The following is a 21600-nucleotide window of genomic DNA, read 5'->3' as shown; positions in this document are numbered from 1 at the left end:
GATGATCAGCGGGACAGATCCCCTGGCGAACGCGCCCCCTTCCACTCCCCCGGTTCACTCCGAGCGCCCGTCCGGACGGGTGAACACAAGGGGTGGGTTGGATACACCCTAGGGGTGGGGGAACCGAGGGGGGACCGTGGAGCGGCGACAGTGGCAGTCCCCGTGGTCGCCGCTCCACGGGCGGACCTGACGGTGGGTCGGCTCAGCCGAAGACGGCCAGGCTCTTCGCCTTGCCCTTGTGCTCCTCCACCAGGGCGAGGAGGCGCCCCTCGGGGTCGAAGACGGCGACGGCACCGGCGCCGATGTACTCCCCGGGCATCTCCAGCCGTACGCCGTTGGTGAGCAGCCTGGCCCGCTTCGCGTCCACGTCCCAGCGGGGGAAGGCGGCACCGGCCGCGTCCGCGACGGGCATGACGGTGAGCTCCTGCTGGAGCTGCTCCAGGGTCCTGGCACCGTCCAGCTTGTACGGCCCGACGCGGGTGCGCCGCAGTGCCGTGAGGTGACCGCCGACACCGAGGCCGGCCCCCAGGTCGCGGGCCAGGGCCCGGATGTAGGTCCCGGAGGAGCAGGTCACCGAGACCACCAGGTCGAGCACCGGGGTGCCGTCGTCGGCGACGGCGTCCCGGACGTCGTACACCGCGAAGGAGGAGACGGTGACGGGGCGGGCGGGGATCTCGAAGTCCTCGCCCTCGCGCGCCCGCTTGTAGGAGCGCACGCCCTTGATCTTGATGGCGCTGACCTTGGAAGGCACCTGCATGATGTCGCCGCTCAGCTCGGCGATGCCGGCGTCGATCGCCTCCCGGGTGACCTTCGAGGCGTCCCGCGACCCCGTGATCTCGCCCTCGGCGTCGTCGGTCAGCGTCGTCTGCCCGAGCCTGATGGTGCCCAGGTACTCCTTCTCGGTGAGGGCGAGGTGCCCGAGGAGCTTGGTCGCCCGCTCCACACCGAGGACCAGGACGCCCGTCGCCATCGGGTCGAGCGTGCCGGCATGCCCGACGCGCCGGGTGCGGGCGATGCCCCGCATCTTGGCGACGACGTCGTGCGAAGTGAAGCCCGACGGCTTGTCGACGATGACAAGGCCGTCGGGCGTGGTGTGCTTGTCGGTCATTTAGCGGTGTCGTCCGTCTCGTCGGCCTCGGTCTCGTCCTCGCCCGGCTTGCGGTAGGGGTCCGCCTCGCCCGCGTAGGCGGCGCCCGCGGACGCCTCGCGCACCTTCTCGTCGGACTGCCGCGCCTTGTCGAGGAGGTCCTCGATGTTGCGGGCGGTGTCCGGCAGGGCGTCCATGACGAAGGCCAGGGTCGGGGTGAACTTCACGCCCGCCGCCTTGCCGACCTCGGAGCGCAGGATGCCCTTGGCGCTCTCCAGGCCCGCCGCGGCGGCCGCCCGCTCCTCGTCGTCCCCGTAGACCGTGTAGAAGACGGTCGCCTCCCGCAGGTCACCCGTGACCCGGGTGTCCGTGATGGTGACGTGCGAGCCGAGACGCGGGTCCTTGATCCCGCGCTGCAGCTTCTGGGCCACCACCTCTCGGATGAGGTCCGCCAGCCTTTTCGCCCGCGCGTTGTCGGCCACTGGTCCGTCTCCCGTTCCTTGTTCTCTTGCCTGATCCGGACTTCTGCCCGGATCCTGCCGTTCGTCGTCGCCTCAGTCGTCGTCGCCGTGGAAGCGCCGCCTCACGGACAGCAGCTCCACCTCGGGGCGGCCGGCCACCAGCCGCTCGCACCGGTCGAGCACGTCGCTGAGGTGGCCCGCGTCGCCGGACACCACGGCCAGGCCGACGACCGCCCGGCGGTGGAGGTCCATGTGCTCCACCTCCGCCGCGCTCACCCCGTACTTCCGCTGGAGCTCGGCGACGATCGGGCGGACGACGGAGCGCTTCTCCTTCAGCGAATGTACGTCGCCGAGGAGGAGGTCGAAGGACAGTGTCCCCACATACATGTGCAACCGGTTCACCCGCCGGTCCGGGATCGATGGCCCCGCCGCGAACGGGCGGGGACATCAGAACCGTACAACGAACGGCCGGGGCCGATCGACGGATATTGTGCTCCGCCGACCGGCCCCGGACCGGTCACTCCCGGAAGTCGCGGTACTTACACCCGCGGCTTCTCGCGCATCTCGTACGTCGCGATGACGTCGTCGACCTTGATGTCGTTGAAGTTTCCGAGGTTGATACCGCCCTCGAAGCCTTCGCGGATCTCGGTGACGTCGTCCTTGAAGCGACGCAGACCCTCGATGTTGAGGTTCTCCGCGATGACCTTGCCATCGCGCAGGAGGCGCGCCTTGGTGTTGCGCTTGACCTCGCCGGAGCGGATGAGCACACCCGCGATGTTGCCCAGCTTGGAGGAGCGGAAGACCTCGCGGATCTCCGCCGTGCCCAGCTCGACCTCTTCGTACTCCGGCTTGAGCATGCCCTTGAGGGCCGCCTCGATCTCCTCGATCGCCTGGTAGATGACCGAGTAGTACCGGACGTCCACACCCTCGCGCTCGGCCATCTGCGCGGCACGCCCGGCGGCGCGCACGTTGAAGCCGATCACGATGGCGTCGGAGCCCATCGCCAGGTCGATGTCGGACTCCGTGACCGCACCGACGCCGCGGTGCAGGACGCGGATGTCGACCTCTTCGCCGACGTCCAGCTGGAGCAGGGAGGATTCCAGCGCCTCGACCGATCCGGACGCGTCGCCCTTGATGATCAGGTTGAGCTGCTGGACCTCGCCGGCCTTCAGCACCTTGTCCAGGTCCTCCAGCGACACGCGGCGCGTGCGCTTGGCGAACGCGGCGTTGCGCTCGCGGGCGGCGCGCTTCTCCGCGATCTGGCGGGCCGTACGGTCCTCCTCGACCACGATGAAGTTGTCACCGGCGCCCGGGACGTTGGTCAGACCCAGCACCTGGACCGGCGTGGACGGACCCGCCTCGGCGACGTTGTTGCCGTTGTCGTCGAGCATGGCGCGGACGCGGCCGTAGGCGTCGCCCACCACCATCGTGTCGCCGACCCGCAGGGTGCCTCGCTGCACGAGGACCGTCGCCACGGCACCGCGGCCGCGGTCGAGACGGGACTCGATGGAGATGCCTTGCGCGTCCTGGTGCGGGTTGGCCCGCAGGTCGAGCGAGGCGTCCGCGGTGAGGACCACGGCCTCCAGCAGGGAGTCGATGTGCAGACCCTGCTTGGCGGAGATGTCGACGAACATGGTGTCGCCGCCGTACTCCTCGGCCACCAGGCCGTACTCGGTCAGCTGACCGCGCACCTTGGTCGGGTCGGCGCCCTCGACGTCGATCTTGTTGACCGCGACGACGATCGGGACGTCGGCCGCCTTGGCGTGGTTGAGCGCCTCGACCGTCTGCGGCATGACGCCGTCGTTGGCCGCGACGACCAGGATCGCGATGTCGGTCGACCGGGCACCGCGGGCACGCATGGCGGTGAACGCCTCGTGACCCGGGGTGTCGATGAAGGTGATCTTGCGCTCTTCGTCGTTGACCTCGGTCGCGACCTGGTAGGCACCGATGTGCTGGGTGATGCCGCCGGCCTCGCCCGCGATGACGTTCGTCTTGCGGATGGCGTCGAGCAGTCGGGTCTTGCCGTGGTCGACGTGACCCATGACGGTCACGACCGGCGGACGGACGACCAGGTCCTCCTCGGAGCCCTCGTCCTCGCCGAACTCCAGGTCGAAGGACTCGAGCAGCTCGCGGTCCTCCTCCTCCGGGCTGACGATCTGAACCGTGTAGTTCATCTCGTCGGCGAGGAGCTGGAGCGTCTCGTCGGAGACGGACTGCGTGGCCGTGACCATCTCGCCGAGGTTCATCATGACCGCGACGAGCGACGCCGGGTTGGCGTTGATCTTCTCCGCGAAGTCGGTGAGCGACGCACCGCGCGACAGGCGAATGGTCTCGCCGTTGCCGCGAGGCAGCATCACGCCGCCGACCGACGGGGCCTGCATGGCCTCGTACTCCTGGCGCCTCTGCCGCTTCGACTTGCGGCCGCGACGCGCGGGACCGCCTGGACGACCGAAGGCGCCCTGCGTGCCACCGCGGCCACCGGGACCGCCGGGACGGCCGCCGAAGCCGGGACGGCCACCGCCGCCGGCGAAGCCGCCGCCACCACCGGGACGACCGGCGAAACCGCCGCCGCCACCGGGACGACCGCCGCCACCGCCGCCACCGGGACGACCGGCGAAGCCGCCGCCGCCCGGACGACCGCCGCCGCCGGGACGACCGGCACCGCCGGGACCGCGACCGCCGCCACCGGGGCCGGGACGCGGGCCGGCAGCGGGACGCTGCGGCATCATGCCGGGGTTCGGACGCGGGCCGCCGCCGGGACGGGGACCGGCGGCGCCGCCCTGCGGACGCGGCATCGAACCCGGGCTCGGACGGTTGCCGCCCGGAGCCTGGGGACGGGGACCGCCGCCCTGGCCGCCGGGGCCCTGCGGACGGGGACCGGCGCCGGGGGCACCGGGACCGCCGGGACGGGGACCGCCCTGCGGACGGGGCGCCTGCGGGCGCGCCATGCCGGCGTTGCCGCCGGAGGTGAAGGGGTTGTTGCCCGGACGCGGACCGCCCGGGCGACCGCCGGGACGCTGCGCCGGGGCACCGGGGCGCTGGCCACCGGGACGGCCCTGGCCGCCCTGCTGACCGCGGTCCTGACCGGGACCGGACGGACGGGCGCCGCCGGGCTTGGGGGCACCGGGACGCGCACCGCCGGGCTTCGGACCGGACGGAGCCGGGGCCGGAGTGGACGGAGCAGCCGGGGCCGCCGGCGGAGCGGTGAACTCCGGCGCGGCCGGGGCCGGACGCGGCGCGGGCTTGGGGCCCGGCGTCGGACGCGGACCCTGGGAGGGAGCCGGCGCGGGGGCCGACGGGGCCGCGGGCTGCTCGGCAGCCGCGGGCTTGGGTGCGGCCGGCGGCCGCGGAGCAGCCGGACGGGCCGACTGCGCCGGGGAGGGCGCCGACGGCCTGGGGGCAGCCTTCTTCGGGGCCGCGGGGCGGCCGGCGGAACGGCCGTTGCCGCCGCCCTGCTGGAATGCGTCGGTCAGCTTGCGTACTACGGGCGCTTCGATCGTCGAAGACGCCGAACGGACGAATTCACCGAGTTCCTGGAGCTTGGCCATGACGACCTTGCTCTCGACACCGAACTCCTTGGCGAGTTCGTAGACCCGGACCTTAGCCACTTCGCTCCTCTGAGGTCCGGGTTGCGTCCGGACCGTCGCTAGTTCATGGGCGTACTCATCGCGTACTCATCGAGTGCTCATCGCAATCTCGACCTGCTTTCGACTCGCGAGGTACCAAGCCGCGCGGGGTTCCGCGCGGCATGTCTTCCTTACCACGTTGCTCACATGCTGCTTTCAGCAACCTTGCTGCAACCTTCTGCCTGCTCGACGTAGTGGCGCAACGCCTTTACGTCGAGCGGACCCGGGACGCGGAGCGCCCGCGGAAACGCCTTGCGGCGCACCGCCTGGTCGACACAGACCGGTACGGGGTGTACATACGCACCCCGGCCGGGCAGCGTACCGCGTGGATCGGGGGCGCAATGACCCTCGATCGCCACGGTGCGCAGCAGCGCGCTCTTGACCGCTCGCTCCCGGCACCCCACACAGGTGCGCTCGGGGCATGCCCGGGTACGTGTCCGGCCAGACACTCCTAAGTCTACCTCCCCGGACCGACCTCACCCCTTCGGGGCAAGAATCGAACACGTGCCGCACGCAAAGCTGTCGTGATCTCAGCGCCGTGCGGCTTGGATCTATTCCCCTCGGCCGCCGGACGGCCGCTCCGACGAGCCGTCGGAGGGCTGCTCGGTGTCCGGGCGGATGTCGATCCGCCAGCCGGTCAGCCTGGCCGCGAGCCGGGCGTTCTGGCCTTCCTTGCCGATGGCCAGCGACAGCTGGTAGTCGGGCACGATCACGCGCGCGGAGCGGGCCGCGAGGTCCACGACCTCCACCTTGGAGACGCGGGCCGGGGAGAGCGCGTTCGCCACCATCTCGGCCGGGTCGTCCGACCAGTCGACGATGTCGATCTTCTCGCCGTTCAGCTCGCCCATGACGTTGCGCACCCGGCCGCCCATGGGGCCGATGCAGGCGCCCTTGGCGTTCAGGCCGGAGCGGGTGGAGCGCACGGCGATCTTGGTGCGGTGGCCTGCCTCGCGGGCGATCGCGGAGATCTCGACGGACCCGTCGGCGATCTCCGGCACCTCGAGGGCGAAGAGCTTCTTCACCAGGTTGGGGTGCGTGCGGGAGAGCGTCACGGAGGGGCCCCGTACGCCCTTGGCCACGCGGACCACGTACGAGCGCAGGCGCGTGCCGTGCGGGTAGGTCTCGCCGGGCACCTGCTCCTGCACCGGCAGGATGGCCTCCAGCTTGCCGATGTCCACCAGCACGTTCTTCGGGTCGCGGCCCTGCTGGACCACGCCGGTGACGATGTCGCCCTCACGGCCGGCGTACTCGCCGAGCGTCGCGTCGTCCTCGGCGTCGCGCAGCCGCTGCAGGATGACCTGCTTGGCGGTGGTGGCGGCGATACGGCCGAAGTCGGACGGGGTGTCGTCGAACTCGCGGGCCGCCTGGCCCTCCTCGAGGTCGTCCGGGTCCTCCTTCGCCCACACGGTCACATGGCCGGTGTTCCGGTCGAGTTCCACGCGCGCGTGCCGGCGGCTTCCCTCGGTGCGGTGGTAGGCGATGAGGAGGGCCGACTCGATCGCTTCGACCAGCAGGTCGAAGGAGATCTCCTTCTCCCGTACCAAGCCCCGCAGGGCGCTCATGTCGATGTCCACGGCTACGCCTCCTCCTCTTCCGTCTTGTTGTCGCTGTTGTTGGCGCTCTTGTCGCCGCTGTTGCTGGCGCTGTCCTGGGCGTCCTTGCGGTTGAACTCGACCTGCACGCGTGCCTTGTCGATGTCGCCGAAGGCCAGTCTGCGGGTGGTGGGCTTGCGGCCCTTCACTCCCGGTACTTCCAGATCGAGTCCGACCTCGTCCACGCCGAGGATGCGGGCGACCAGTTCGCCGCCGCCCTCGTGCAGCTGGAAACGGACCAGGCGGCCCGTGGCGCGCACGTAGTGGCGGTGCTGGGTGAGGGAGCGCTCCGCGCCCGGGGTGCCGACCTCGAGGGTGTACTCCCCCTCGCCCATCGCGTCGGTCTCGTCGAGCTTCGCCGAGAGCGCGCGGCTCACATCGGCGATCCGGTCCAGGTCCGCTCCGGTATCGGAGTCGACGACCACGCTCAGCACACGCCTGCGGCCTACCGAGTCCACCGCGATCTCTTCGAGGTCCAGTCCCTGGGAGGCGACGAGCGGCTCCAGCAGCTCTCGCAGCCTCTCGCTCTGGGTGGTGCTCATCCGGGTGACTCCTCGGCCGCGTGTGCTGTTGTGGGACGGTGCGCGTGTCTGGTCAAAGGGTATCCGGTCGCGGGGGGTGTTGCCGTCCACCCGGGTCGGGCGGTGCCGATGAGGGGTGGCCGGGCGGGGCACGGGTACCGTGATCACGTGATCACGGGCGGGTGGCGGGCGGGATCGCGGGATCCGGTGCGGTGGTTGTGGTTGTGCTGTTGTTGGTCGTCACATGTGGTTGTTGTGGCTGCTTGGCGTTGCTTGTGGTTGCTTGTGGCTGTTTGTAGTCACGTTTTTCGTCGTGTTTTTCGTCGTTTCCGTACGAGCCTGTCGAGGACGTCTGCCGTGTCGCTTTTCCCGTCGCCCCGCCCGGCCAGCGCGCCGCGCAGAAGGAGCCTGCTCGCGTCGGCCGCCGGAGCCGCCCTGCTCGTCGGCTGTAGCGGGGGGTCGGGCTCCGGCGACCCCGGGGCCGGTCCTTCGGCCGCCGAACGGGCACGCGCGCGTGCGGCACGGGACAGCGAGGAACTCGCCGCGCGGTACGCGGCTGTTGTCGCGGCCCATCCCGGACTTGCGGAGCGGCTGGGGCCGCTGCGGGAGGAGGTCGTACGGCACGCGGAGGCGTTCGGTGGCGCGCGGGCGGGCTCGCCGACGGCGTCCGCGTCGGCAACGGGGACGGCGTCGGCTGCCTCGCCCTCGGTCTCCGCTCGGGCCGCCGGGCCGGGGGACGGCTCCGGTGACGTGCCGGCGGACGAGAAGGACGCCCTCGCGCTGCTCGTCCGCGCGGAGCGGAATCTCGCCGACCGGCGGGCCCGGGCGCTGCTCGAAGTGCCGGATGAGTTGGCGCGGCTGTTGGCCTCCGTCGCGGCGGCCGGGGCGGCACACGTGTTTCTGCTGACGGAGGGCTGACGGGTGGGCGAGGCGGAGAAGGCGGAGGGTCGGCGGCTGGACGCCCTCCAGGCGGCGCTGGCGGCGGAGCACGCGGCCGTGTACGGCTACGGGGTCGTCGGCGGACGGGTCACCGAGGAACGGCGTGCCGAGGCGCGGACGGCGTACGACGCGCACCGGGCTCGACGGGACGCGCTGGCGCGCGAAGTGCGGGATCTGGGCGGGGAACCGGTGGCCTCGGCCGCGGGGTACGCGCTGCCCTTCTCGGTGCCGGACTCGGCGGCGGCGGTGCGGCTGGCGGCCGAGCTGGAGGACGGGGTGGCCGGGGTGTACTCCGACCTGGTGCGGGCGGCCGAGGGCGACGGGCGGGCCTCGGCGACATCGGCGCTGCGTGAGGCCGCGGTCCGCGCGGTGCGCTGGCGGGGCGGGAGCGTAGCCTTCCCTGGTCTCGCCGAGCGGGCCGGTACGCCCGCCGGGCGGGGTCCTGCTCCGGAAGCCTCCGACACCGCGACGGCGACGGCATCACCGACTGATTAACGCGTACGGCATTCCGTACGGGAAGGGAACGGCTCGCGCATGGCTTTCGAACCGCCTCGGCGTTTGGTCAGGGCGATCGGCGAGACGGCACCGGACGGTGACGACTGGTTGGCGGAGCTGCCCGGCATGGCGGAACGGGCCGTGGCGCGGCGCGGGTTGGCGGTCGAGCGGGTGCAGGTGCCCGGCGGGCGCAGCAGCCTGGTGGTCCTGGTGCGGACGGCCGAGGGAGCGCCGGCGGTGCTGAAGCTCGCTCCGCGCCGGGCGCGTCCGGAGAGCGAGCGGGCCGCGCTCGCGCACTGGGGCGGGCGGGGTGCTGTGCAGGTGCGGGAGGACGAAGGGGCCGAGGGGGCCGACGGGGCCGAGGAGGGCGTGCTGCTGCTGGAGCGGCTGCATCCGGATGTGTCGGTGCGGTCGCTGCCGGAGGCGAAGGCCTTGCTGGAGGCCGCGGGGACGCTGCGGCGGCTGTGGGTGGAGCCGCCGGACTCTCATCCCTTCGAGACCGTGGCGGAGCGGACCGGGCGGCAGGCCGAGGCGATGCGGGCGGGCGCGGCGGCGGACGCCGAGGTGGCGCCGCTGGTCGACGCGGCGCTCGCGGTGCGGACGGAGCTGCTGGCCGAGCCGCCGGAGCGGCGGCTGCTGCACGGGACGTTCCGGCAGAGCAAGGTGCTCGCGGGGGATCGGATGCCGTGGCTTGCGGTCGGGCCCGATCCGGTGGTCGGGGAGAGTGCGTTCGATCTGGCGCGGCTGGTGCGGGACCGGGTGGAGGATCTGATCGCGCAGCCGTCGGGGGCGTCGACGACTCGGCGGCGGATCAAGCGGCTCGCGGAGTCGCTGGAGATCGATCAGGAGCGGCTGCGCGGCTGGACGCTGTTCCGGGCGGTGGAGTCGGGGGTGCGGGCCCGGCGGGTGGGGCGGGAGCAGGACGCGGAGCTGTTGTTGGAGTTCGCGGGCTGGCTGTGACGGTGCGGGTGCCTGCGGCGCCTGTGCGGCTGCGGTGGGGGTGCGCGTTGCGCGGTGGGTTCGGTGGTGGGTCGGGGCCGCGCCGGGGGGTGTCCGTCCTCGGAACGGCGCGGAATCGGTCGGACAGGGATCTGGAACTTCGTTGACGCGCCAACCGCTGCGGGCGGACACCCCCCGACACGACCCCTTCGCGCCGTACGCGGCCATCCCCGCAGCTGCGGGCAGTCGTGCCTCCCCCAGTGCCTGAACGGCCTGGGAGGTACCCCCAGGCGGCACGGGTGGGCGCAGCGGCACCCCGGCAGCGCCGGGCCGCGCGACCCACCCCCGCGCCCACACCCACGTAGCGTCGGGCCCTGCCCGGAGGGCCTCAGCTGGTGAGGCGGGTGAGGGCCTCCTCGACCGTTACTTCCTCGCGCTCACCCGTGCGGCGGTCCTTCAGCTCGACCACGCCCTCGGCGGAGCGGCGGCCGGCCACCAGGATCTGGGGGACGCCGATGAGTTCCGCGTCGGTGAACTTCACGCCGGGAGAGACTCCCGCGCGGTCGTCCACCAGGACGCGCACGCCGGCCGCGGCCAGCTTGTCGGAGACCTCCAGGGCCAACTCGGTCTGCAGGGCCTTGCCGGCGGCGACGACGTGGACGTCGGCCGGGGCGACCTCCTTGGACCAGACGAGGCCCTTGTCGTCGGCGTGCTGCTCGGCGAGGGCGGCCACCGCGCGGGAGACGCCGATGCCGTAGGAGCCCATGGTGACGCGGGCCGGCTTGCCGTTCTGGCCGAGGACGTCGAGCTTGAGGGCGTCGGCGTACTTGCGGCCCAGCTGGAAGATGTGGCCGATCTCGATGGCGCGGTCCAGCTTGAGGCCCGTGCCGCAGTTCGGGCAGGGGTCGCCCTCGCGGACCACGACGACGTCGACGTAGGCGTCGACCTCGAAGTCACGGCCCGCCACGACGTTCTTGGCGTGGGTGTCGGCCTTGTTGGCGCCCGTGATCCACGCGGTGCCGGGTGCGACGCGGGGGTCGGCGATGTACTTGACCTTCTCGCCCAGGCCCTGCGGGCCGACGTAGCCGCGGACCAGGTCGGGGCGGCCGACGAAGTCCTCGGCGGTGACCAGTTCGACGGCGGCGGGGGCGAAGTGGGCCTCGACCTTGTCCATGTCGACCTCGCGGTCGCCGGGCACGCCCACCGCGACGATCTCGCCGTCCACCTTGACGAGGAGGTTCTTGAGCGTGGCCGAGGCCGGTACGCCGAGGGACGCGGCCAGGGTCTCGATGGTGGGGGTGTCGGGGGTCGGGATGTCCTCGGCCGCGGGGATGTTGGTGGCGTCCGCGGGGGTGAGGGTGTAGGTGATCGCCTCGGTGTTGGCGGCGTAGTCGCAGTTCGGGCAGTCCGCGAAGGTGTCCTCGCCGGCCCCGGCGGGAGCCAGGAACTCCTCGGACTTGGAGCCGCCCATGGCGCCCGCGGTGGCCGCCACGATGCGGTAGTCGAGGCCGAGGCGCTCGAAGATGCGCTGGTAGGCGGCGCGGTGCAGGGCGTAGGACTCCGCGAGGCCCTCGTCGGCGACGTCGAAGGAGTAGGAGTCCTTCATGAGGAACTCGCGACCGCGCAGGATGCCGGCCCGGGGGCGGGCCTCGTCGCGGTACTTGTTCTGGATCTGGTAGAGGATCACGGGCAGGTCCTTGTAGGACGATGCCTGGTCCTTGACGAGGAGGGTGAAGATCTCCTCGTGGGTGGGGCCGAGGAGGTAGTCGCCGCCCTTGCGGTCCTGGAGGCGGAAGAGCTCGGGGCCGTACTCGTCCCAGCGGCCCGTCGCCTCGTACGGCTCGCGCGGCAGGAGGGCGGGGAGCTGGACCTCCTGCGCGCCGATGGCGTCCATCTCCTCGCGGACGATGCGCTCGATGTTGCCGAGGACCTTCTTGCCGAGCGGCAGCCAGCTCCACAGGCCGGCGGCGGTGCGGCGCACGTAGCCGGCGCGGACCAGCAGCTTGTGGCTGAGGACCTCGGCGTCCGCCGGGTCGTCGCGCAGCGTCTTCGCCATCAACTTCGACATGCGCTGGACCGGTGCGTTGGCCATGGTTCTCGTGTCTCCTGCTGCGTAAGGGTGGTGCTAGGAGGTTAGCCGGGGGGTCCGGTGCGGTGGAAATCGGTTATCCGGCCGGTGGCCTGTGCAGGGGCAGCGTGGCGCCCATCACCGCGTACGGCTTGGGGGCGCTGGGGAAGACGACCCTGCGGGCGAGGTCCTGGTAGCCGAGGGAGCGGTAGAGGCCGCGGGCGGGGCTCTCGGTGTCGATCGCGGAGAGGATCGAGCGCGGCTCGGTGGCGGCGTCGGTGATCGTGGTGATCAGGGCGCGGCCCGCGCCGCGGTTCTGGTACGCCGGGTGGACGTGGAGCTCCGTGATGACGAAGGAGTCGTCGAGCCAGTCGTCGGTGCCCTGGGCGCGGAGGTAGGGCTCGACGACGGTGGACCACCAGTGGGCGCGGTCGTTGGGCATGCCGTAGACGAAGCCCACGAGACGGCCCCGGACGGTGGCGCCGAGGGCTCTGGCGCCCGGGTGGGTCATGTGGCGCAGGACGATCTGACGGCGGACGGCCACCTCGTCGGGGCCGAGGCCGAAAGCGGCGGCTTGGACGGCGAGGGCCTCGTCCACGTGCGCGGAGAGGTCCAGTGGGCCGATCACGTGGTCCATGCCGGGAGCCTACAGGGGGGTGGTGGTCCGGGGGGTTGTGGTCCGGGGGGTGCAGATGGGGGCCGGTGCCGGTGGGGCGAGGGCTGCCGGCGGTTCAGAACAGGACGCTCATGAACGCGCCCACTTCTTGGAAGCCGACCCTGAGGTATGTCCGGCGCGCCGCCGTGTTGAAGTCGTTGACGTACAGGCTCGCCACCGGGGCGACGTCCGCGAGGGCGTAGCGCAGGACCGCCGCCATGCCGGGGGCCGCCAGGCCCTTGCCGCGGTACTCGGGGGCCACCCACACGCCCTGGATCTGGCAGGCGCGGTCGGTGGCGGCACCGATCTCGGCCTTGAAGACCACCTTGCCGTCGGCGTCGAAGCGGGCGAAGGAGCGGCCGGAGCCGACGAGTTCGGCGACCCGGGCCTGGTAGAGCAGACCGCCGTCGCCGGCCAGCGGGGAGATGCCGACCTCCTCGGTGAACATCGCCACGCAGGCCGGCATGATCCGTTCCATCTCGTCCTTGCGGACGCGGCGGACGTAGGGGTCCGGGGCGATGTCGTCGGGGAGACGGTCGGTGACCATGAGGGGCTGGTGGGCGCGGACCTCGCGGGCCGGGCCCCAGCCCGGTTCGAGCAGCCGCCACAGCTGGGCGGTCGGGCCGGCCGGGCCGACGATCGAGGAGCAGCGGCGGCCGGCCCGGCGGGCGCGGTCGGCGAAGGCGCGGACGGCGCGCGGGGTGGCGCAGATGGGCACGAGGTTCGCGCCCGCGTAGCACAGGGACGTGAGCATGCCGTGCTCGTACCAGCCCCACATCTCGCCGCCGAGGCGCCACGGGTCGAGGCCGGCGATCTGGACGCGGGCGGTCACGAAGGCGTTCGCGACCGGGTCGCGGTCGAGGATGGCGAGCGCGGCGTCCAGGTCGCTCGGTTCGAGCACGCGGGAGGTGGTCTGCGTCAACACGTGCGGGGGCCTCACCCTGAGATCTGCTGGTCGTTGACGACGCAGCCCATGACGGCGACGCGGAGCGGGACCTCCATGCCCTCCAGACCGGCGGTGACCTCCTCGGCCAGCTTGTACACGTCCACCTGGGCGCGGCCGCAGGACGGGCAGGAGACGATCTCCAGGCCGCGCTGGCGCAGGCTGGCGGTAGGCCTCGACCATGACGACCGGGTCGTTGTGCTTGACCGAGATCTTGATGTCGCGGAAGTCGTGCTCCTCGAAGAGCGACGCCTCCCACAGGGCGGACTCGGCCAGGGCCTCGGGGGTCGCCCTGCCGTACTTCTGGAGCAGGCGGCGGTCCAGGGAGCCCGCGTTCACACCGATGCGCCTGGCGATGACGGGCAGCGCGTCGGCGTCGTCCTGGGTCGGGCAGGCCACGCGGACGATCTGGCAGCCGGACGCCGTCAGCTCGGCGATCTGCTGGAGGGTGGCGCCGATGTCGGAGGTGCGCGTCGTGGTCATGGACTGCACCGACACGGGGGCGTCGCCGCCCACCGCCACGGGTCCGACCTGGATCTGCCGGCTCTTGCGGCGCTCCGCGAGCCTGGTCGGAACGTCCGGCATGCCGAGAGAAATCGCAGTCATCTGCTGTGCAACCCCAAGTCGTGGATCAAGGTCCGGTCCCGTTCAGCGGCGGGCTCCGGCAATCGAGATTACGGCACCGACAGGAACGGCGGGCACGCGGCGTACGGGAGATGCACCCTATGGCGTCCATCTGCCGGGCGCGGCGAGTGAAGCCCGGTCCGGAGGGACATGCTCTCCGGATCGGGCCTCTCATCCGATCGGTCGGACGGTCCGCGGATCGGGTGATCACGCCGGGTGCCGCCCGGCCGGTCCGGTCGTCAGGTGATGCGCACCGGGTTGACGACGTCCGCCACCAGGACGAGCAGCGTGAAGCAGACGAAGACGCCCGCCACCACGTAGGCCACCGGCATCAGCTTCGCCACGTCGAAGGGCCCGGGGTCGGGCCTGCGCAGCACCCTGGCGGTGCCGCGGCGCAGCGATTCCCACAGGGCGCCCGCGATGTGGCCGCCGTCGAGCGGCAGCAGCGGCAGCATGTTGAAGAGGAACAGGGAGAGGTTGAAGCCGGCCACGAGCATGACGAACATGGCGAGCTGCTGGGTGGGCGGGATGTCCAGGGTGGCGATCTCGCCCCCGACGCGGGCGGCGCCGACGACGCCCATCGGGGAGTCGGCCTCGCGGGGTCCGTCGCCGAAGGCCGCGTCCCACAGAGCGGGGATCTTGGCGGGCAGGGCGGCGAGGGAGTCGACCGCGTCGCCGATCCGGTCGCCCATCCACGTCACGGACTGGCCGAAGTCCTGCTTGACCACGCCGGTGGCGGCGCTGAAGCCGAGGAAGCCGGCGGTGACGTACTCGCCCTGGACGATCTGACCGCTTGAGTCCTTCTTGGCGACCTTGTTGGTGGCGATGGTCGCGTGGAGGGTGATCTCCTCGCCCTTGCGCTCGACGACGACCGGCACGTCCTCGCCGGGGTTGGCGCGGATCAGGTCGGACAGCTTGTCCCAGTCGTCGGTGCGTACGCCGTCGAAGGCGAGGATCTTGTCCCCGGCCCGCAGGCCCGCCGCGGCGGCCGGGGAGGCGGGGTCGGACTTGGTGCAGTCGTCGCGGTTCTCGCTCTGCGAGATGACGCACTGGGAGACCGAGCTGACGGTGGTGGTCTGCTGGGAGATGCCGAAGCCCATCAGCACCGTGAGGAAGAGCACCACGGCGAGGACGAGGTTCATGAACGGGCCGGCGAACATCACGATGACGCGCTTCCACGGCTTGCGCGTGTAGAAGAGGCGCTTCTCGTCACCGGGTTGCAGCTCCTCGAAGGCGGCCGAGCGGGCGTCCTCTATCATCCCGCGCCACGGCGAGGTGGAGCGTGCCTCCAGGCGGCCGTCGGGGCCGGGCGGGAACATGCCGATCATGCGGATGTAGCCGCCGAACGGGATGGCCTTGACCCCGTACTCGGTGTCGCCCTTCTTCTTGGAGAAGAGCGTCGGCCCGAAGCCCACCATGTACTGCGGCACCCGGATGCCGAACATCTTGGCGGTGGACAGGTGGCCCAGCTCGTGCCAGGCGATGGAGAACAGCAGACCGATGGCGAAGAGGACTATGCCGAGGATGAACATCAGGGTCGTCATGCACGGGCCTCCGCCGTCTGTGCCGCCAGTTGCCGGGCCCGGGCGCGTGCCCAGGTCTCCGCTTCGAGGACGTCCGCGACGGTGAGCGAGGTTCCCGTACGGGGGGTGCCGTGCTCCTCGACCACCCGCGTGACGGTCTCCATGATCCCGAGAAACGGCAGCGCGCCGGAGCGGAACGCCTCGACGCACTCCTCATTGGCGGCATTGAACACCGCCGGGGCCGTGCCCGCGAGCTGTCCGACGTGCCGGGCCAGGTCGACGGAGGGGAAGGCCTCGTTGTCCAGCGGGAAGAACTCCCAGGTCGAGGCCTTGCTCCAGTCGAAGGCGGGGGCGGCGTCGGGGACGCGTTCGGGCCAGCCGAGGCCGACGGCGATGGGCCCGCCCATGTCGGGGGGCGTGGCGTGGGCCAGTGTCGATCCGTCCGTGTACTCGACCATCGAGTGGACATACGACTGCGGGTGCACGACCACCTCGATGCGGTCGAAGGGAATGTCGTAGAGCAGGTGGGCCTCGATCACCTCCAGGCCCTTGTTGACGAGGGTCGCGGAGTTGATCGTGATCACCGGGCCCATGGCCCAGGTGGGGTGGGCGAGGGCGTCCTCGACGGTGACGGCCGCCAGCTGGTCCCTGGTCCGGCCCCGGAACGGGCCGCCGGACGCGGTGACGACCAGCTTGCGCACGTCGGCGCGGGTGCCGGCGGCCAGCGCCTGGAAGAGGGCGGCGTGCTCGGAGTCGACCGGGATGATCTGGCCCGGCTTGGCCAGCGCCTTGACCAGCGGGCCGCCGACGATGAGCGACTCCTTGTTGGCCAGCGCGAGGGTGCGCCCCGCCTCCAGGGCGGCCAGCGTGGGCGCGAGTCCGATGGAGCCGGTGATGCCGTTGAGCACGGTGTGGCAGTCGGAGGCGGCGAGCTCGGTGGCCGCGTCCGGTCCGGCGAGGATCTCCGGAAGCGGCTCGCCCGCGCCGTACCACGCGGTGAGCGCCTCCCGCAGTGCCGGTACGACGTCCTCGCGGGCGACGGCGACGGTCCGCGCCTTCAGCCGGTACGCCTGCTCGGCGAGGAGGGCGACCCGGCCGCCGTTGGCGGACAGGGCGGTGACCCGGAAGCGGTCCGGGTTGCGCAGCACGAGGTCGATGGCCTGGGTCCCGATCGACCCGGTGGACCCGAGGATCACCACGTCCTTCGGGCCGTCGCCCGCCACCGGGTCGTAGACGAGGTGGGGGTCGGCGAGTGGGGCTGGACTGTCGCTCATCCCCCCATTGTGGCCGTAACGGCCCTGCGGGAGGACAGCGCGTCCCTCGGTCGGGTGTCGCGCGCCCGCGGGAGGACCCCCGGGCCGGCTCCCACCGCCGGTACCCGCCCTCGCGCACGCCCCGGCCCGGCTGCTGCGCGCCGGCCCGTCCGAGCGGGATCCGGCCGGGCGCCCCGTCGTTCCCCGACGGCGTGCTCCGGCGGGTCAGCCGACGGCTCGGCGGACGTTCTCCTTGGTGCTCGCGCCCGGCGCCGCGTCCGCGATCCACGGGCCGTCGCCCGAGGGGTCGACGACGCCCTGCTCCAGCCACGCGTACGCGCCGCCCAGCACGCCCTTGACTACCTTGCGGTCCACGTCGTCGGTGTTGCTCCACAGGCGGCCGAAGAGTTCCTCCACGCGGAGGCGGGACTGGCGGCAGAAGGCATCGGCGAGCTGGTAGGCCTCGCGGCCGTGGTCGTCCTTGGCCCGAAGGTGCTCGGCGCGTACGCACGCGGCGCTCATCGCGAACAGCTCCGCGCCGATGTCGACGATCCGGCCGAGGAAGCCCTGCTTGGTCTCCATCCGGCCCTGCCAGCGGGACATGGCGTAGAAGGTGGAGCGGGCGAGCTTGCGGGCGGTGCGTTCGACGTAGCGCAGGTGGCCGGAGAGGTCGGGGTGGCCGGAGGGGTGGAAGTCGCCGTACGCCCGCGGGAGTTGACCGGGGCCGGCGACGAGCTTCGGCAGCCACTTGGCGTAGAAGACGCCCGCCTGGGCGCCCGCCCTCGCCTTGTCGGAGAGGGACTTGTCGGGGTCGATCAGGTCCCCCGCGACCGAGAGGTGGGCGTCGACGGCCTCGCGCGCGATCAGCAGGTGCATGATCTCGGTGGAGCCCTCGAAGATGCGGTTGATGCGCAGGTCGCGCAGGAGTTGCTCGGCGGGGACCGCGCGCTCGCCGCGGGCTTCGAGGGACGCGGCGGTCTCGAAGCCCCGGCCGCCGCGGATCTGGACCAGTTCGTCGGCCATCAGGCAGGCCATCTCGGAGCCGTAGAGCTTGGCGAGGGCGGCCTCGATGCGGATGTCGTTGCGGTCCTCGTCGGCCATCTGGGAGGAGAGGTCCAGGACGGCCTCCAGCGCGAAGGTCGTCGCGGCGATGAAGGAGATCTTGGAGCCGACCGCCTCGTGCAGCGCCACCGGCTTGCCCCACTGCTCGCGCACCGCGGACCACTCGCGGGCGATCTTCAGGCACCACTTGCCGGCGCCGACGCACATGGCGGGCAGCGAGAGGCGGCCGGTGTTGAGGGTGGTGAGGGCGATCTTGAGGCCGGCGCCCTCGGGGCCGATACGGTGGGCGGCCGGGACGCGGACGCGGTGGAAGCGGGTGACACCGTTCTCCAGGCCACGCAGGCCCATGAAGGCGTTGCGGTTCTCGACGGTGATGCCCTCGGAGGCGGCCTCGACGACGAAGGCGGTGATGCCGCCCCTGCCGTCCTTGCCTCCCTGCCCGTGCTCCGGCTCGGGGACGCGGGCCATGACCACGAGGAGGTCGGCGACGACTCCGTTGGTGGTCCACAGCTTCACGCCGTCGAGGACGTAGTCGTCGCCGTCCCGGACCGCGGTGGTGGCCAGCCGCGCCGGGTCGGAGCCGACGTCCGGCTCGGTCAGCAGGAACGCCGAGATGTCGGTGCGGGCGCAGCGCGGCAGGAAGGTGTCCTTCTGCTCCTGGGTGCCGAACATCTTCAGCGGCTGCGGCACGCCGATCGACTGGTGGGCGGAGAGGAGCGCGCCGATCGCCGGGCTGGCGGACCCGACCAGGGCGAGGGCCTTGTTGTAGTAGACCTGGGTCAGGCCGAGGCCGCCGTACTTGGTGTCGATCTTCATGCCGAAGGCGCCCAGTTCCTTCAGCCCGGTGATCACGTCGTCGGGGATCCGCGCGTCGCGCTCGATCACGGCACCGTCGATCTTCGTCTCGCAGAAGTCGCGCAGCTTGGCGAGGAACTCCTCGCCCCGCTGGACGTCCTCGTCGGCCGGGACCGGGTGGGGGTGGAGGAGGTCGAGACGGAAGCGGCCGAGGAACAGCTCCTTGGCGAAGCTGGGCTTGCGCCAGTCCTGTTCCCGGGCCGCCTCCGCGACCTGTCGGGCCTCACGTTCGGTGACGGTGGGACGGGAGGATGGGGTGGGTGGTGCGGACATGAGGCTCACCTCGCCACGAATCGCCCTGCACGAACTTACGGACGTACGTCACTAGTCGGTGCTACTCGATCGTATGTACCCGATCCCGGGCGACCCAGCCACCCTGCGCGCGGCCGTTCGGCCGATACTGCTGGGGAAGGGAGACGCGACGAGGAAACGCGGGAGAGAGAGCAGTCGAAGCGCTTCGACAGGCTCTGGACACCCATCCTCGCTGCGGTTACTGTCGAACCACCCTCGCTCGCCCCTGTTCGCCCCCACGCGCTGTCGAAGCGCTTCACACCGCTTGGAGAGCTGGATGGTCACTCTCGCCGAGGTCGCCCAGCACGCCGGAGTCTCGGCGAGCACGGTGAGCTATGTCCTCAGCGGCAAGCGGTCCATCTCCACCACCACCCGGCAGCGGGTCGAGGAGAGCATCCGGAAGCTCGGCTACCACCCGAACGCCGGAGCCCGCGCCCTGGCCAGCAGCCGGTCGAACATCATCGCCCTCATGATTCCGCTGCGCACCGACATGTACGTGCCGGTCATGATGGAGATCGCCATCGCGGTCGCGGCCGTCGCGCGCACCCACGGGTACGACATCCTGCTGCTCACCGACGAGGAGGGCCCCGACGCGGTGCGCCGCGTCACCGGCAGCGGACTCGCCGACGCCATGATCCTGATGGACGTCGAGCTCGACGACGAGCGGCTCCCGCTGCTGCGCGGCGCCGACCAGCCGTCCGTGCTGATCGGACTCCCCGCCGACACCGAGGGCCTCACCTGCGTCGACTTGGACTTCCGGGCGACCGGCGCGCTCTGTGTGGAGCACCTGGCGCGGCTGGGCCACCGCGACGTCGCGGTCATCGGCGAGGCCGCCGCCGTCTACGAGCGGCACACCGGCTTCGCCGAGCGCACCCTCGACGGCCTGCGCACCCGCGCACGGGAGCTGGAGCTGCGGCTGCTGCACCGGCCCTGCGAGGGCGGGTACGACGCGATGGCCGCGACCCTGGCCCGCGTCTTCGACGAACGCCCGGACACCACGGGATTCGTCGTCCAGAACGAGGCGGCGGTCGAGCCGCTGCTCGCCCTGCTGCGCCAGCAGGGCCGGGCCGTGCCGGAGGACGTGTCGGTGGTCGCGGTCTGCCCCGAGCAGGTCGCCATCCAGGCCTCGGTGCGGCTCACCTCGGTCGCGGTGCCCGCGCAGGAGATGGGGCGGCGGGCCGTGGAACAGCTGGTCGCCAAGCTCGACGGCCGCGGCAGCGACGAGGTCGTGCTGCTCGCGCCGGAGCTGACCGTCCGGGCCAGCTCGGGACCGGCGCCCGTCCAGCCGTAGCACTCCGCCGTCCGGCCGCCGGCCCCGCCCCGCGGGACTCTCCGGTGGTGCGCGGGGGGCGTGGTCAGCCGCCGCTGACCGTCAGATGGACGAGACCGTCCCGACCTGCTCGACCACCACCTGATCGGCGGCCGTCAGACCTACCTGTACTTCGAGGGGACGCCGCTGTTCCCGTTCGGGCACGGCCGCCTGTCCTACGCGTCCTTCGGGTACGGGGACCTGTCTGCCCAGGTGCGGGAGGGGCCGGTTCGGTGACCGTCTCCTTCAGGTCACCAACACCGGGGAGGTGGCCGCCGACCTCCAGCGAGGACGTCCGCCTGTCGACGACCGTCACCCTCGACGGCGAGCCCGCCGCGCCGTGCCCGGTCGCCGCACGCGGCCTGGCCGCCGTCGACTTCGGGGTGACCGTGTCGGTCGCGGGCTCGGGCTCGGGCTCGGGCTCGGGCTCGGGCTCGGGCTCGGGCTCGGGCTCGGGCTCGGTCGAGGTAGCCCTGGACGGCGGTCCGGCGGTGGCGGTGCTGTCGCCGGAGGCGCCGACGCGGGGCCGTACGACTACGTGGACCTGAAAGGCTCGTTCACCGCGGAGGGCGTCCACGACCTCCGCGTCAGGCTGCGCGGCGCACTGCGGCCCGCGCACGTCGGCCTCCGGTTGAGGGTCCGGAGGAGTCCGGCACGGGGAGGGGGCCCGGTACCGGCGGCTACCGGTGCCGGGCCCCTGACTCGCCGCCCGCGCGGACCGGGCCCGGTCGGGGCGGTGCCCCGCCGCGGTGCGCGAGGGCGGGGCCGGGCGTGTCGTCGACGACGGTTCGCCGCTTGCGGGGCCTGGTGTCGGGCCGGGCGTCGGGCTGCCGCACAGTAGGAGCGGTCGGCCCCGCCCGCACGGCAGGGCGGCCGATCCCGTTCGCAGCGCGGCCGACGGCCCCCGGCCCGACACCGCCCGTCACCTGACAAGGCAGAGACGATGACCTCGCAGACGCACCCCGTCGACCACGAACTCATCGAGGCCGCGGCGCACGTGGCCCGCACCCGTTGCCGGGGCGACAACCACACCATGGCGGCCGCGGCCCGCGCCCTGGACGGCCGGATCGTCACGGCGGTCAACGCCTACCACTTCACCGGCGGCCCCTGCGCCGAGCTGGTCGTCGTCGGCGCGGCGGCGGCCCAGGGCGTGTACGAGCTGGCGACGATCGTCGCCGTCGGCGACCGCGGGCGCGGGGTCGTCCCGCCGTGCGGCCGGTGCCGCCAGGTCCTGCTCGACTACTTCCCCGGGCTCAGGGTGATCGTCGGCGCCGGGGACCACGTCCGTGAGGTCCCCGTCGCCGACCTGCTGCCCGAGACGTACGTCTGGGCGGACCACCAGCTCGACGCCGGGTGA

Annotated in this window: 18 protein-coding genes and 2 pseudogenes; 6 read left to right on the top strand and 14 right to left on the bottom strand. The window is 72.2% G+C overall.

The annotated features are described in order from the left end of the window. Positions 1–202 precede the first annotated feature (202 nt). The 7 genes from truB to rimP all read right to left on the bottom strand — a co-directional run bounded on the left by truB (position 203) and on the right by rimP (position 7308). The gene (truB, locus tag IE94_RS0125945) at positions 203–1108 is read right to left on the bottom strand and encodes a tRNA pseudouridine(55) synthase TruB (protein ID WP_030188779.1); all 906 of its coding nucleotides are present in this window, start codon (positions 1106–1108) and stop codon (positions 203–205) included. Continuing rightward, positions 1105–1569, bottom strand: coding sequence for a 30S ribosome-binding factor RbfA (gene rbfA / locus IE94_RS0125940; protein WP_030188777.1), 465 nt, complete (start codon positions 1567–1569; stop codon positions 1105–1107). Before rbfA ends, truB begins: the two co-directional genes overlap by 4 nt. A gap of 72 nt (positions 1570–1641) precedes the next feature. After that, positions 1642–1935, bottom strand: a complete 294-nt coding sequence (locus tag IE94_RS0125935) for a DUF503 domain-containing protein (protein WP_030188776.1) — start codon at positions 1933–1935, stop codon at positions 1642–1644. A 152-nt stretch (positions 1936–2087) separates the two neighbouring features. After that, positions 2088–5156, bottom strand: coding sequence for a translation initiation factor IF-2 (infB, locus tag IE94_RS37540; protein ID WP_063829739.1), 3069 nt, complete (start codon positions 5154–5156; stop codon positions 2088–2090). A gap of 161 nt (positions 5157–5317) precedes the next feature. Next, the gene (locus tag IE94_RS36060) at positions 5318–5623 is read right to left on the bottom strand and encodes a YlxR family protein (protein WP_037923553.1); all 306 of its coding nucleotides are present in this window, start codon (positions 5621–5623) and stop codon (positions 5318–5320) included. Positions 5624–5725: 102 nt separating this feature from the next. Then, positions 5726–6748 carry a transcription termination factor NusA gene (nusA, locus tag IE94_RS0125925; protein WP_030188768.1) on the bottom strand — a complete coding sequence of 341 codons (1023 nt, stop codon included), beginning with the start codon at positions 6746–6748 and terminating at the stop codon, positions 5726–5728. A gap of 2 nt (positions 6749–6750) precedes the next feature. Then, entirely contained in the window at positions 6751–7308 is a 558-nt protein-coding gene (gene rimP, locus IE94_RS0125920; RefSeq protein WP_030188766.1) for a ribosome maturation factor RimP, read from the bottom strand. A gap of 336 nt (positions 7309–7644) precedes the next feature. Between rimP and IE94_RS0125915 the strand changes: the two genes are divergently transcribed. Genes IE94_RS0125915 through IE94_RS0125905 form a run of 3 tightly spaced genes read left to right on the top strand, consistent with a single transcriptional unit; the run spans position 7645 to position 9681 of the window. Continuing rightward, positions 7645–8205: a hypothetical protein gene (locus IE94_RS0125915; RefSeq protein WP_030188763.1), complete on the top strand. Its 561-nt coding sequence runs from the start codon at positions 7645–7647 to the stop codon at positions 8203–8205. A gap of 3 nt (positions 8206–8208) precedes the next feature. Then, positions 8209–8721, top strand: a complete 513-nt coding sequence (locus IE94_RS0125910; RefSeq protein ID WP_030188762.1) for a ferritin-like domain-containing protein — start codon at positions 8209–8211, stop codon at positions 8719–8721. 39 nt (positions 8722–8760) lie between these two features. After that, on the top strand, positions 8761–9681 hold the full coding sequence (locus IE94_RS0125905; RefSeq protein WP_030188756.1) for an aminoglycoside phosphotransferase family protein: 921 nt from the start codon (positions 8761–8763) through the stop codon (positions 9679–9681). Positions 9682–10048: 367 nt separating this feature from the next. On the opposite strand, the gene IE94_RS0125900 is transcribed toward IE94_RS0125905, so the two are convergent. The 7 genes and pseudogenes from IE94_RS0125900 to IE94_RS0125870 all read right to left on the bottom strand — a co-directional run bounded on the left by IE94_RS0125900 (position 10049) and on the right by IE94_RS0125870 (position 18916). After that, the gene (locus tag IE94_RS0125900; protein ID WP_030188755.1) at positions 10049–11752 is read right to left on the bottom strand and encodes a proline--tRNA ligase; all 1704 of its coding nucleotides are present in this window, start codon (positions 11750–11752) and stop codon (positions 10049–10051) included. Between the two features lie 73 nt (positions 11753–11825). Next, positions 11826–12365 (bottom strand): GNAT family N-acetyltransferase, encoded by a 540-nt coding sequence (locus IE94_RS0125895; protein ID WP_030188754.1) that lies wholly within the window; start codon positions 12363–12365, stop codon positions 11826–11828. 94 nt (positions 12366–12459) lie between these two features. Then, positions 12460–13308, bottom strand: coding sequence for a GNAT family N-acetyltransferase (locus IE94_RS0125890; RefSeq protein WP_030188753.1), 849 nt, complete (start codon positions 13306–13308; stop codon positions 12460–12462). Positions 13309–13340: 32 nt separating this feature from the next. Beyond that, positions 13341–13932, bottom strand: a pseudogene (locus tag IE94_RS38425) (flavodoxin-dependent (E)-4-hydroxy-3-methylbut-2-enyl-diphosphate synthase); the annotation flags it as partial. A gap of 257 nt (positions 13933–14189) precedes the next feature. Continuing rightward, positions 14190–15482 carry a M50 family metallopeptidase gene (locus tag IE94_RS0125880; protein ID WP_106978013.1) on the bottom strand — a complete coding sequence of 431 codons (1293 nt, stop codon included), beginning with the start codon at positions 15480–15482 and terminating at the stop codon, positions 14190–14192. An 8-nt stretch (positions 15483–15490) separates the two neighbouring features. Continuing rightward, positions 15491–16747 (bottom strand): 1-deoxy-D-xylulose-5-phosphate reductoisomerase, encoded by a 1257-nt coding sequence (gene dxr, locus IE94_RS0125875; protein WP_030188748.1) that lies wholly within the window; start codon positions 16745–16747, stop codon positions 15491–15493. A gap of 204 nt (positions 16748–16951) precedes the next feature. Beyond that, positions 16952–18916 (bottom strand): acyl-CoA dehydrogenase family protein, encoded by a 1965-nt coding sequence (locus IE94_RS0125870; protein WP_030188746.1) that lies wholly within the window; start codon positions 18914–18916, stop codon positions 16952–16954. Between the two features lie 295 nt (positions 18917–19211). On the opposite strand from IE94_RS0125870, the gene IE94_RS0125865 reads away from it, so the two are divergent. The 3 genes and pseudogenes from IE94_RS0125865 to IE94_RS0125855 all read left to right on the top strand — a co-directional run bounded on the left by IE94_RS0125865 (position 19212) and on the right by IE94_RS0125855 (position 21600). Continuing rightward, positions 19212–20225: a LacI family DNA-binding transcriptional regulator gene (locus tag IE94_RS0125865; protein WP_030188743.1), complete on the top strand. Its 1014-nt coding sequence runs from the start codon at positions 19212–19214 to the stop codon at positions 20223–20225. A gap of 81 nt (positions 20226–20306) precedes the next feature. After that, a pseudogene (locus IE94_RS41920) lies at positions 20307–20868 on the top strand (carbohydrate-binding protein); the annotation flags it as partial. Between the two features lie 318 nt (positions 20869–21186). Then, on the top strand, positions 21187–21600 hold the full coding sequence (locus IE94_RS0125855; protein ID WP_030188739.1) for a cytidine deaminase family protein: 414 nt from the start codon (positions 21187–21189) through the stop codon (positions 21598–21600).

It is taken from the genome of Streptomyces violaceorubidus, assembly GCF_000717995.1.
In the GTDB taxonomy this organism is placed as follows: Bacteria; Actinomycetota; Actinomycetes; order Streptomycetales; family Streptomycetaceae; genus Streptomyces; species Streptomyces violaceorubidus.
The sequence above is the reverse complement of the archived record's forward strand: the minus strand, read 5'-3'. Positions and strand labels throughout refer to the sequence as shown.